The following is a 12183-nucleotide window of genomic DNA, read 5'->3' as shown; positions in this document are numbered from 1 at the left end:
GCAGGACCGCCGAACCGTGGACCAGAACGCCCTCATGACATCGCTCGCCGCCGGCCTCAGCCATTGCGAGGTCGTCTTCACTGAGCGCGGCAGCCTCCTCGTCAGCCTGGTCATGGCCGGGCTGATCGGCGGGCTGACCCACTGCACCGGCATGTGCGGGCCCTTCGTCCTCAGCCAGGTCACCAGCCGGCTGGAAACCATTCCCGCCAGCAAGATGCGCGAGTGGCACCGGCTGACGGGCGCCGCCCTGCTGCCCTACCAGCTGGGCCGCACCACCACCTATGCGGCGCTCGGCGCGGCGCTGGCGCTGGCCGCCGGATCGCTGGGCGACATGCAGGGGCTGCGGTGGCTGTCAGCGGGCCTGCTGGCGGTGGCGGCGCTGTTGTTCCTGGGCTACGCCATCCCCAAGCTCAAGATGGCCCTGCCCGGCGGGCGCCAGGCGGAAAGCTGGTGGTCGGCCAAGGTGGGGCGCGCGGCCCGTCCGCTGTTCTCCACGCCGACGGGCTGGCGCGGCTATGTCCTGGGGCTGATGCTGGGGTTCATTCCCTGCGGCCTGCTTTACGGCGCGCTGGCGGCGGCGGCTTCCAGCGGCGATCCGGTGGCGGGCGCGTTCGGCATGATCGCCTTTGCGCTGGGCACCATGCCGGCGCTGTTCGGCGTCGGCATCGCCGGCCACCTTGCCGGACAGCGGTGGAGCGGCGTCGTCGCCAAGGTGGCGCCGGCCCTGTTGCTGCTCAACGCCGGCGTCCTCACATACCTGGCGGTGACCATGGTCGCCTGACGGCCTCCTCCCCTTGCGATCGAAGAGACCTGCCATGAACATGAAAACCGTGCTCGGAATCGTCGCCGCCCTGGTGGTCGTGGTCGCGGTCGGCCTGGGCCCGCGCCTTGCGCACTGGTTCGGCGTGCCCGGCGCCTCGACCAGCGAAACCACCGCCGCCGTCTCCATCGGCGGGCCGTTCGAGCTGGTGAACGGTGCCGGCGAGACCGTTACCGACCAGGATTTCCGGGGCAAGTGGATGCTGGTCTACTTCGGCTACACCTTCTGCCCCGACGTCTGCCCCACCAGCCTGGGCACCGTCGGCGTCGCGCTGGACGGCCTGGACCCCGCGATCGTGGAAAAGATCACTCCGGTGTTCATTACCGTCGACCCCGAGCGCGACACGCCCGAGGCGGTGGGCAAGTACGTTGCGCACTTCCACCCCGACATGGTGGGCCTGACCGGCTCGCCGGAGCAGGTGGACGCCGCCGTGAAGGCCTACCGCGCCTACTACAAGAAACAACCGCAGGACGACGGGCCGTACCTCATGGACCATTCCTCCGTCACCTACCTGATGAACCCCGAGGGCGAGTTCGTGCGCCACTTCAGCCACGGCACCACGCCCGACGCCATGGCCGAGGGCCTGCGCGAGGCCGTGGGCGCCCCCGGGGCATAAGGACCAGAGCGTCGTGATTCCCGGCCTCATCATCGCCGCGCCCTCCAGCGGCGGCGGCAAGACCACGCTGACCCTCGGCCTGCTGCGCGCGCTGGCGCGGCGGGGGACTGCGCCGGTGTCGGCCAAGGTGGGGCCGGACTACATCGACCCCGCCTTCCATGCCGCCGCGTCCGGTGCGCCCTGCCTGAACCTGGACACCTGGGCCATGGCCCCCGCGCGCATCGCCACGCAGCTTGGCCGTCAGGCCCGGCGCGGCCGGCTGCTGGTGGTGGAAGGCGTCATGGGCCTCTTCGACGGCGCGCCGGCCGACGGCGCGGGCGGCGACGGCTCCACCGCTTCGCTGGCGGCACTGAGCGGGCTGCCGGTGGTGCTGGTGGTGGACGCCTCCGGCCAGGCGGCCAGCGCGGCAGCGGTGGTGCGCGGCTTCGCCACCCACCGGCCGGACGTGAGCGTGGCGGCGGTGGTCTTCACCAAGGTCGGGCCCGGCCGCCATGCCGACATCCTGTGCAAGGCCATGGCCGAGAGCCTGCCGCACATTCCCGTGCTGGGATGCCTGCCCAGGCTCAAGGACCTGGGTCTGCCAAGCCGGCACCTGGGGCTCGTCCAGGCGCTGGAGCATCCCGACCTGCGCGCTTTCCTGGACACCGCCGCCGACGCGGTGGAGGCGCACCTGGACCTGGACGCGCTGGCGGCGCTCGCCCGTCCCGCCGCCCTGACGCCGCCGACCGCCGAGGCGACCGCGCCGGGCCATGTGATGCCGCCGCTGGGGGCGCGGATCGGGGTGGCGCGGGATGCGGCGTTCGCCTTCGCCTATCCGGCCCTGCTGGACGACTGGTATGCGCGCGGGGTGACGGTGACGCCCTTCTCGCCCCTGGCCGACGAGGCCCCCGACGGCATGGTCGACGCCATCTACCTGCCCGGCGGATACCCGGAACTGCACGCCGGCCGGCTGGCGGCCAACCAGCGCTTCCTGAAGGGGCTGGAGAAGGCGGCGGCGCGCGGTGCAACGATCTTCGGGGAATGCGGCGGCTACATGGTGCTGGGCGAGACGCTCACCGATGCCGCCGGCGTCCGTCACCGCATGGCCGGGGTGCTGCCGCTGGAGACCAGCTTCGCCAAGCGCCGGCTGCACCTGGGATACCGCGTCGCAACGCTCCGCGACGACGGGCCGCTGGGGTTGTCCGGCGCGTCCTTCCAGGGACACGAATTCCACTACGCCACGGTCCTGTCCGAGGACACGGAGCACGCCGCGCCGCTGTTCGAAACCCGCGACGCGCTGGGTGCCGAACAGGGCTCCCAGGGCCTTCGCCGGGGGTCCGTCATGGGCTCTTTCGTGCATCTGATCGCGTCCGCAACAGGCCCGGCCTGAAGCCCGGGCTGTTGCGGAAAGGCCACGCACCCTGATTTTTGACCATGCTGCAATGCACCAATCGACTGTTCGTCGACAGTCGGAAGAAGTCGCACGAAAGACTGAAAATCAAAACGTTAGTGCATTCGGTGCCGACGAGCGTCGCAACTTTCCCGCAACCGTCAGGACCTTCGTGGCATTCTGGATATTGCGAAAACGTGACGCCTTGTGCATTGATGTTATCCGTCGAGGGAATTCGGCCACAAAAATAACCCGGCCGCCACGAAGCCAGATCAAGGAAACGGGGATCGGAGAGGCATAGCCAGCATGTTGTACCAGTTGCACGAGTTCCAACACGCCGCCATGGCTCCCATGCGGGCGATGGCGCACGCCGTCCACCAGGTCTACAGCAACCCCTGGCTGCCCGTGAGCTACACGCGCGTGGCCAAGACGCTGGTGGCCACCGCCGACGTCTTCGAACGGGCGACGCGCAAGTATCCCAAGCCGCAGTTCGACCTGCCGACCACCGAGGTGGAGAACATGGCCGTGCCGGTGGTGGAGGAGAACGCGCTGGAACTGCCGTTCTGCCACCTCAAGCACTTCAAGCGCATGGGCGTGGACACCGACCATCCGCGCGTGATGGTGGTCGCGCCGCTGTCGGGCCACTACGCCACCCTGCTGCGCGGCACGGTGGAGGCACTGCTGCCCGAGCACGACGTCTACATTACCGACTGGGTCAACGCGCGCGACGTGCCCCTGTCGGCGGGCAAGTTCTGCCTGGACACCTATGTGGACTACGTTCGCGCCTTCCTGCGCCACCTGGGCCCCAACACCCATGTGATGGCGGTGTGCCAGCCGGCGGTGCCGGTCACCGCCGCCGCGGCGCTGATGGCCGAGGACGACGACCCGTGCCGGCCGGCCTCGGTGACGCTGATGGGCGGTCCGATCGACACGCGCGCCAACCCGACGGCGGTGAACGAGTTCGCCACCGAGAAGGACATGGACTGGTTCCACAACCACGTCATCCACACCGTGCCGGTCCATTACGAGGGCCGCATGCGCAAGGTCTATCCCGGCTTTCTGCAGCTGTCGGGCTTCATGTCCATGAACATGGACCGCCACGTGGATGCGCACCTGCGCTACTTCCGCCACCTGATCCGCGGCGACGGCGATTCGGCCGAAGGCCACCGCAAGTTCTACGACGAGTACATGTCGGTGATGGATCTTCCGGCGGAGTTCTACCTCCAGACCATCCGCAAGGTGTTCAAGGAGTGGCAGCTGCCGCGCGGAGAGCTTGAAATCGACGGCCGAAAGGTCGATCTTGCGGCGGTGCGCGATATCGCCTTCATGTCCGTCGAGGGCGAGAAGGACGACATCACCGGCGTCGGCCAGACCAAGGCGGTCCACGACCTGCTGGTCAACCTGCCGGAAAGCAAACAGCGCTATCATCTTCAGCCCAAGGTCGGCCACTACGGCATCTTCAACGGACGCCGGTGGCGCGAGGAAATCCTGCCCCATGTCCGCACCTTCATCCGCGAGCACGACAAGGCCCTTCTGGGAAACGAAGCGGCTTGAGGACATGACCGTCGCAGAGTGGGAATCGCTCTGCGACGGATGCGGAAAGTGCTGCCTGCACAAGCTGCAGGAAGAGGATGACGAGGACGGCACGCTCGGCCCGGTGGAGCACACCAACGTGGCGTGCCGTCTGCTCGACGTGGGGACGTGCCGGTGCTCCAGGTACGCAACCCGGTTCCGCTACGTGCCCGACTGCGTCCAGCTGACGCCAGAGGACGTGCGCGGCCTGAACTGGCTGCCCGGCACCTGCGCCTATCGCCTGGTGGCCGAGGGGGAGCCGCTGCCCTGGTGGCATCCGCTGGTCTCGGGCGATCCCGAGACGGTGCACGAGGCCGGCGTGTCGGTGCGCGGCCGCGTCATCAGCGAAACCCGCGCCGGCCCCCTGCAGCATCACATCGTCGAATGGCCCGATCTCTGAAGGCGCAGGGCACGCCGACCGTCGTCATTGACGGCCGGACGCTGCCGGTCACCATCAAGACGGCGGCCAATTCGCGCCGCCTGTCGCTGCGCGTCAACGCCATGACCGACGGGCTGCTGGTGGTCATGCCGCCGGGGCTGACCACGCGCGACGCCCTGCGCTTCGTCCACGACAAGACCGACTGGATCCGCGCCCGCCTGGCCGACATGCCGCCGCGCGTGCCGTTCGAGCCGGGCCATGCGGTGCCGCTGCTGGGTGCGCCGCACGTCATCGCCCACGACCCCGCCGCGCGCCGGGGGGTGTGGGCCGAGGACGGCACGCTCTGGGCCTCGGGCCGGGCCGAGCATGTGCCGCGCCGCGTGCGCGATTTTCTTCTGAAGCGCGCGAAGGAGGAGATCGCCCCCCGCGCCCATGCCCACGCGCGGGCGCTCGGCAAGCGCGTGGCGCGGGTGACGGTGCGCGACACGCGCTCGCGCTGGGGCAGTTGTTCCTCGTCGGGGGCGCTGTCGTTCTCGTGGCGGCTGGTGCTGGCACCCGAGCGGGTGCTGGAGTACGTGGTGGTCCACGAGGTCGCCCACATGGTCGAACTCAACCACAGCGACCGCTTCTGGAACCTGGTCACCGATCTGATGCCCGACAACGCCGCCCCGCGCCACTGGCTGAAGCAGCACGGCACCACCCTGCACCGCTACGGCTGAGGCCGCACGGGGCGGCCGCCCCGGTCAGTCCTCGATCGGCTTGACCTCGATCTCGGCGCAGGCGATGGGCAGGGTCAGCCTGGCCGGGACCTCGGGCAGGGACCGGGCGCTGTCGGGGACGTCCACGCCGTCGGGCAGGCCGTGGACGAAAACCACGCGCTTTTCCAGCGCCAGCGGCGTGCCGTGGGCCTTCCGGAGCGCCTGTTCCAGGGCCTGGATGTCGGCGGTTTCCAGATACAGCACGCTGCCGTCCTGGTCGGCGCGCGGGTACCCCTTGGCCCCCTTGATGGTCAGCGACGCCGGGTCGGCCGTCAGCGGCACCAGCGTCGTGCCGGCAACGGCCTCGGTTTCGATCAGGTCGATCAGGCCGTCGTCGTTGGCGTCGGCGTCGTCGGTGGGGCAGGTGGCATCCTTGGGGGGTTCGCCGGTGAAGCCGTGGATGTGCGCCATGTGCATGCCGGGCGACATGTCCGAGGCGCCCAGCGACGCGATCAGCCGGCCCTCATCCGTCGTCTTGAAGGCGACCATGCCGCTCAGGCTGCTGCCGTTCATGGCCTGAAGGGTGCCGAGGTAGTCCTGGCGCTGCTGCTGGTCCTGCTGCTGCTGGGTTTCCTGCGCAAGCGCCGGCGCCTGCGCGGCGGCGGCGGTCAGGGCGAGCGCGGCGGCAGTGGCGGCGGGCTTGATCATGGACGGCCTCCTGTTGCGGTTCTCCGGTTTCTCACCGGACCAACGGAGGCGGTGGCGCCGAGGCTGCCGGTGCCGGCGTCACGCGAAGCCGCCCTGAAGGACGATGCCGCCATCCAAGGCCGTAATACCGCGGATTCCGACGCCGTGAACCCGCATGCCGCCGGGCAATCCGGCCGCGTAGTGGACGTGGTGATGGCCGTGGAACACCGCCCGCACGCCCAGATCCGTCGCCACGCCGTCCAGGAAGGCGAAGCCGTTGGGATGGGTCGACGGTGCCTCGTGCGTAACCAGAACGTCGGCCCGCAGGCCCCGCAGGGCCTCCACGTCCTCGTGAAACAGGGTGCCGTGGTGGCGCAGCGGCACGCCCTTGCGCCAGCGCTGGTGATGGGGCAGGGCGGCGGTCATCTCGGCCCGCGAGCGAAAGCGCGGTCGGCCGCCGTTCACCTCCGGGTGCCAGATGCGGCCGCGGAACACCTTGCCCAGCCCCGCCACGCGCACCCCCGCGATCTCCACCACCCGGCCGTGGATGTCGCCGGGGGTGATCAGGCCGTCGGCGCGGGCCAAGCCGTCCAGCCAGCCCTCGCTGTCGGCGTCGTGGTTGCCGGGAATCCACGCCACGGGAACGCCCGCCTCCAGCAAAGGGGCCAGCTCCCGCTCCAGCGGGCGGTCGGGGCAGAGATCGCCCAGGAAGACGATCCCGTCGGGCGCGGCGCCCAGCGCCGCCTCGACCATGGGGCCGAAGACGCCGTGGGGGTCGCCGCAGAACAGCAGCGTGGTCATCGTACCGGAAATATCGCACAGGCTGCGGGCGCCGACCATGGCATGCGCGCGCGCCTTTGCTTAAGCTGCGCGTTTTCCTGTTGTATGAACAGCCTAGGAGCCGCCGCCATGACCGTCAGCCCCGGCCTCGTCGTCGCCCCCCACGCCCGTGCGTCCGAGGCGGGCGCCGCGATCCTGCGCGAGGGTGGCACGGCGGTGGAGGCGCTGGTCGCCGCCTCTGCCGTCTGCGCCGCTTTGTGGCCGCACATGACGGGGCTGGGCGGCGACGGCGTGTGGCTGCTTGCCGATCCCGACGACGCGGCCCCGGCTGTGGTGGAAAGCATCGGCCGCGCCGGCGAACAGGCGGGCGCGGTGGCGGAAATCCTCCGCGCCGAGGGGCTGACCGAGGTGCCGGCGCGCGGACCCCGCGCTGCGCTGACCGCGCCGGGGGCGGTGGCCGGCTGGGCGCAGGCCCTGCGGCACGAGGGCAGCGGCCGGCTGCCCCTGTCGCGCCTGTTTGCCGAGGCCGTCGACCTGGCGCGCGACGGCGTCGCGGTCTCGCCCCACTTGGCGGAGGCGCTCGACCGGCTGGGGGCGGACGCTGCGTCCTGGCCCGGTTTCGCCCAGACGGTTGAGCGCACCGGCGACACCCTGCGGCAGCCGGCGCTCGCCGCAACGCTGGAGCAGCTCGCCGACGCGGGGCTGGCGGACTTCTACAGCGGCGAGACGGCACGCGCCCTGGCGTCGGATCTGGCGGTGGCGGACTGCCCGCTCACCGGTGCCGACCTGTCCTCCCATGCAGCACGCATGGTCGGCCCGCTGGCGCTGCGCTCGCGCATCGGGTCGGTCTACGCGCCGCCGCCGCCGACCCAGGGACTGACGGCGCTGATGATGCTGGGGCTGTTCGACCGCCTCCAGGCGCCGGAGCCCGACGGGTTCGATCACTGGCACGGCCTGATCGAGGCGGCCAAGCAGGCGGTGCTGGTGCGCGAGGCGGTGCTGGCCGATCCCCGCGCCATGAGCGCCGACGCGGCGTCGTTCCTGGGCGCGACCGACCTTGCCATGCGGGCGTCGGACATCGTGCCCAACCTGGCGCTCGGCTGGCCGGTGGAGGCGGCACCGGGCGACACGGTCTTCCTGGCCGCCGTCGATGATGCAGGGCGCATGGCCTGCACCCTGCAAAGCCTGTACGCCGAGTTCGGCAGCGGGGTGGTGTCGCCGCAGACGGGCGTCATCCTGCACAACCGGGCGGCGGCCTTCGCCCTGGATGCCGACAGCCCGCGCGCCCTTGCAACCGGCCGCCTGCCGCCGCACACGCTCAGTCCGGTGATGGCGGTGCTCAAGGACGGCCGGCGCATGATGGCCGGTGCGGCGGGCGGCGACGCCCAGCCGCAGGCGGTCGCGCAAATCCTGGCCCGCCACCTGACCTACCGCCAGCCCCTGGACGCGGCGATGGCGGCCCCGCGCTTCCGCCTGGGCAAGGACGGGCCGGAAGACGCCGACGACGTGAAGCTGGAAAACGGCGCCGACCCCCGCGTGGTGGAGGCGCTGCGCGCCGCGGGTCATGCAGTGCGCATGATCGCTGCGCCGAACGCCCTGACGGGCCAAGCCGGCGCCGTCGTCCGCCATCCCGACGGCCGGGCCGAAGGCGCCGCCGACCCGCGCGCCGAGGGCGCGGTGGCGCAGGGGTGACGCAGGACCCGTCGGCACAACGTCGACGATTTATCAATAAAGTCCCGACGTGTTGTCGATGTGATGGCGCGGAAACGCCAATGTTTTCCGCCCCTCACCCGCCGCTCAGCACGTTGATGATGGCCGCCCGCAGGTCGTTGACGGGCAGGGGCTTGTGCAGCAGCGGGAAGCCGCTGGCCTGGGTGCGGCGGAGGATTTCCGGCGCCGTGTCGCCGGTCAGCAGGATGCCGGGAATGGGCCCGCCCAGGCTGTCGCGCACGCGGTGGATGGCGTCGATACCCGTCATCCCCTCTTCCAGCCGGTAGTCGGAGAGGATCACGTCGGGCACCGCGTTGGCCGCCAGGCAGGCGGCGACCGCCTCGCGCACGTTGCAGCCCGTCAGCACGCGGTAGCCTTGCTGGGTCAGGCTGGCCTCGATGCCCTCCAGGATGTCGGGCTCGTCGTCGATGGCGAGGATCACCACGCCTTGCAGGTCCACGTCCTCCAGGTCCTCGTCGGCGGCCGGGTCGTCTTCCACGGGCTCGGCCAGGGGGACGGTGACCGCGAACACCGAGCCCTTGCCCGGCTGCGAGCGGACCGTGACCGGATGCTCCAGCAGGGTCGCCAGGCGGTCGACGATAGCCAGCCCCAGGCCCAGGCCTTCGCGCCGGTTGCGGGCGGCGTTCTCGACCTGATGGAACTCCTGGAAGATCAGCGGAATGTTGGCGTCCTCGATGCCGATGCCGGTGTCCCAGACCTCTATCCGCACGGCGTTGCCGACGCGGCGGGCGCCGAACAGCACGCGGCCCTTCTGGCTGTAGCGGATGGCGTTGGTCAGGAAGTTGCCGACGATGCGCTCCAGCAGCGTCAGGTCGGTGCACACGGTCAGTCCCGTGCGTACGGTGCGCAGCGTCAGCCCTTTGGACTGGGCGATGGGCCCGTACTCCAGCATCAGCCGGTCGAACAGCCGGCCCAGCGGGAAGACGGTCTCCACCGGCTCCACCATGCCGGCCTCCAGCTTGGAGATGTTCAGGAGGCCGTTGAGAAGGTCGCCCAGGGCGGTGGCGGAGCGCTCGATCTTGTTGATGATCTCGGTGGAGCCGGCGTCGTGCTCCCGGCCCGTCAGCGCATGAATGAACAGGTTCAGCGCCTGGATGGGCTGGCGCAGGTCGTGGCTGGCGGCGGCCAGGAAGCGCGTCTTGTCGGCGTTGGCCTTTTCCGCCAGCGCGGTCGCCTCTTCCAGGCTGTCCTGGATGCGGCGCATTTCGGTGATGTTGCGGACGCACACCAGGGCCTCGTCGAAGGCCTTGGCGGCGATTCGGGCGTCGAACCAGCGGGGCGTGCCGTCGTCGGCCGCGGCGGCGTACTGCACCCGCTGCGGCAGGCCCGAGGCCACGGCCGCCCGCACGCCGGCCAGGATCTGGTCGGCGGTCTGCTCGGGCATCAGGGCGTGCAGGCGCTTGCCCGGCGCGTGGTCGGCCAGGAAGGGCAGGTCCTCGTGGTCGGGCGAGAGAATTTCCCGCAGCGCCCCGTCGGCGTCCACCGTCAGCAGCAGGTCGGGCACGGCCTCGATGATGGCGCGGCTCTGGGCCTGCATCTCGGCCAGGCGTTCTGCGGTGCCGGCCAGTTCGGCGCCCTGCTCCTCCAGCGTCGCCTGCACCATCTCAAGTTCCGAGATGGTGGCTTCCAGGGTCTGGCCGCGGAAAATGAGCTGGCGCTCCTTTTCCTTCAGGTCGGTGATGTCGGTCAGCACGGTGACGACGCCGCCGTCGCGGGTGCGTCGTTCCTTGACCAGATAGCTGCGGCCCGAAACGTAATCCAGCACCCGCTCGCTTTCCGGCTTGCGGCGGTCGCGCAGGAAGCCGTCCACCCATTCGGCGCCGGTCTCCTCCAGCACCAGCTTGCCGGAATCCGCCAGTTGCTGAAGCATGTGGCGCAGGGGCATGCCCTCGCCCGGCGGGCCGTCCAGGCCGGTCATCAGCTTGGCGAAGCGGTCGTTGAACATGACCAGCCGCTCGGTCTGGCCCCAGAAGGCGAAGCCGTCGGCGGTGTTGTTGACGCTGTCCTCCAGCCGCAGCTGCACCAGCTTGGACTCGGTGATGTCGCTCCACTGCCCGATGGTGCCGCCGTCGTCGGTGCGGCGGATCTTGACCTGTATCCAGCGGCCGTCGGCCAGGCGCTGTTCCAGCGGCTCGTAGCTGCTCTTGCGGTGGAAGGCGAGCATTTCCGCCAGCCACCGGTCGGGCTGGCGGGCGGCCAACTCGCCGGCGATCTCGCCGTTTTCCAGCTCCAGCCGCAGGATGTCCTCAAGCGTCATGCCGATCAGGTCGTCGGCCAGCTGCAGGGACATGTAGGTGTAGCGGAACTGGCGGTTGCACCAGGTCAGGCGCTCCTCGGCGTCGAAGGTCGCCAAGCCCACCCGCAGGGCGTCGATGGCGCGGAGAACGTCCGCGTGATCCGCCGCAAGGTCCTGGGCTGCGGCGGTGGGAACGGAGGCGGAGGCTGTCACGGTCGGCTCGGGCTCCCTGCTCGGCGGGTCCTTAAGGCGAGGAGTGTACACCTTATGATGCGCCGGGGGCAGGGGGAGGTGACGGGTCGGGAGCCGGAAAGGCCTCAGGCCGGGCCGGGCGCCAGTCGTCGGGCGCGACCGGGCGCGGCCGGCTCCGCTCCGGCGGTGGCTGCGCGGCGGCCGGTTTCCAGGGCCGGGGCGGTGGTGGGGCGGCATTCGGCCTCGAAGAGGCCGCCGGGCTCGATGCCCAGGACCTCGTACTCCACCAGGCCCGACAGGCGTCCGGAGCGCGCGACCGTGACCTTGTTGGCGCGAATGGTGCCGACCAGGCTGCCCGACAGCAAGGCATCGTCGGCGCGGGCGTTGCCGGTCAGGGTGCCGTCGCGGTTGACGCTCAGGAATTTCACGCTGACGTCGCCTTCCACGCGCCCGTCGACGTCAAGCCGTCCCCGGCCGGTCACCGTTCCGGTGACGACGAGATCGGCGGCGAAGAGGGAGTGGTCGGCGGTCATGGGCAGTATCCGTGGTCCAGGTCGCGGACGAAACCGAAGGGCGAGGCGGGATGGTCCGGGGCATTGCGGAGGAGGCGGGCGGTCGCCGGGCGGCGGCCCGCCCGGCGCTCAGGCCGGGCGGGCGCCTTCAGCCTGGCCGCGCACGGCGTCCAGGGCTTCCAGCGGCGACAGGTCCGGACGCACGGCCATGACGGCGCGCACGGCGGCCCGGTGGGCGCCCACGGCGTCGCGCCCGGTCCGGCGGGCGTCGTCCATGGTGCGCTGTATGAGGTTCCTGAGATCCCCGTATTGCATCGTCGCAAATCCTCAAGCGTCGGCGGCGGGAACGTCGCCCGACCGTCGGAGTGCATGGTTGTCGATCTGTCGACGGGCACCGCCTCGTCGCGGGTGTTCGTCCCGATGATAGCGCAGAGGCCAAGCCCTACCATGGACAGGAACGCCCGGCCGGTGATGATCGTCACCGGGCACCGGGCCGCGGATAAGACACCGTCTCAAGGCCACAGGGCAAGAGCCTGTGATTCAAGAACAACGGCAGGTGTGTCGAACGGGCAACACATGCGCTGCAAAAAA

At 70.5% G+C, this 12183-nt stretch carries 12 protein-coding genes; 7 read left to right on the top strand and 5 right to left on the bottom strand.

The genetic code is table 11. The features are described from left to right. Nucleotides 1-16: 16 nt before the first annotated feature. From C882_RS04165 to C882_RS04140, 6 genes are all read left to right on the top strand, one after another. Complete coding sequence (locus C882_RS04165) at nucleotides 17-781, top strand: sulfite exporter TauE/SafE family protein (RefSeq protein ID WP_009539300.1); 765 nt, start codon at nucleotides 17-19, stop codon at nucleotides 779-781. Nucleotides 782-815: 34 nt separating this feature from the next. Beyond that, nucleotides 816-1436, top strand: a complete 621-nt coding sequence (locus tag C882_RS04160; protein WP_009539299.1) for an SCO family protein — start codon at nucleotides 816-818, stop codon at nucleotides 1434-1436. A gap of 13 nt (nucleotides 1437-1449) precedes the next feature. Further along, nucleotides 1450-2805 carry a cobyrinate a,c-diamide synthase gene (locus C882_RS04155; RefSeq protein WP_009539298.1) on the top strand — a complete coding sequence of 452 codons (1356 nt, stop codon included), beginning with the start codon at nucleotides 1450-1452 and terminating at the stop codon, nucleotides 2803-2805. Between the two features lie 306 nt (nucleotides 2806-3111). Then, entirely contained in the window at nucleotides 3112-4359 is a 1248-nt protein-coding gene (locus tag C882_RS04150; RefSeq protein ID WP_009539296.1) for a polyhydroxyalkanoate depolymerase, read from the top strand. A 4-nt stretch (nucleotides 4360-4363) separates the two neighbouring features. Beyond that, nucleotides 4364-4777, top strand: coding sequence for a YcgN family cysteine cluster protein (locus C882_RS04145; RefSeq protein ID WP_009539295.1), 414 nt, complete (start codon nucleotides 4364-4366; stop codon nucleotides 4775-4777). Next, entirely contained in the window at nucleotides 4762-5475 is a 714-nt protein-coding gene (locus tag C882_RS04140; protein ID WP_009539294.1) for a M48 family metallopeptidase, read from the top strand. The genes C882_RS04145 and C882_RS04140 overlap by 16 nt, the downstream gene beginning before the upstream one ends. Before the next feature lie 24 nt (nucleotides 5476-5499). Here C882_RS04140 and C882_RS04135 read toward each other — a convergent pair whose 3' ends face one another. Then, entirely contained in the window at nucleotides 5500-6162 is a 663-nt protein-coding gene (locus C882_RS04135; protein ID WP_009539293.1) for a hypothetical protein, read from the bottom strand. A gap of 78 nt (nucleotides 6163-6240) precedes the next feature. After that, nucleotides 6241-6981 (bottom strand): metallophosphoesterase family protein, encoded by a 741-nt coding sequence (locus C882_RS04130; RefSeq protein ID WP_009539292.1) that lies wholly within the window; start codon nucleotides 6979-6981, stop codon nucleotides 6241-6243. 69 nt (nucleotides 6982-7050) lie between these two features. Between C882_RS04130 and C882_RS04125 the strand changes: the two genes are divergently transcribed. Next, nucleotides 7051-8613, top strand: a complete 1563-nt coding sequence (locus tag C882_RS04125) for a gamma-glutamyltransferase family protein (protein WP_009539291.1) — start codon at nucleotides 7051-7053, stop codon at nucleotides 8611-8613. A 94-nt stretch (nucleotides 8614-8707) separates the two neighbouring features. On the opposite strand, the gene C882_RS22920 is transcribed toward C882_RS04125, so the two are convergent. From C882_RS22920 to C882_RS24530, 3 genes are all read right to left on the bottom strand, one after another. After that, entirely contained in the window at nucleotides 8708-11101 is a 2394-nt protein-coding gene (locus tag C882_RS22920; RefSeq protein WP_009539290.1) for a hybrid sensor histidine kinase/response regulator, read from the bottom strand. Between the two features lie 104 nt (nucleotides 11102-11205). Further along, on the bottom strand, nucleotides 11206-11613 hold the full coding sequence (locus C882_RS04115) for a bactofilin family protein (RefSeq protein WP_009539289.1): 408 nt from the start codon (nucleotides 11611-11613) through the stop codon (nucleotides 11206-11208). 108 nt (nucleotides 11614-11721) lie between these two features. Beyond that, complete coding sequence (locus C882_RS24530; RefSeq protein WP_009539288.1) at nucleotides 11722-11907, bottom strand: hypothetical protein; 186 nt, start codon at nucleotides 11905-11907, stop codon at nucleotides 11722-11724. Nucleotides 11908-12183: the final 276 nt, after the last annotated feature.

Source organism: Caenispirillum salinarum AK4 (genome assembly GCF_000315795.1).
Taxonomy (GTDB): domain Bacteria; phylum Pseudomonadota; class Alphaproteobacteria; order Rhodospirillales; family Rhodospirillaceae; genus Caenispirillum; species Caenispirillum salinarum.
The sequence above is the reverse complement of the archived record's forward strand: the minus strand, read 5'-3'. Positions and strand labels throughout refer to the sequence as shown.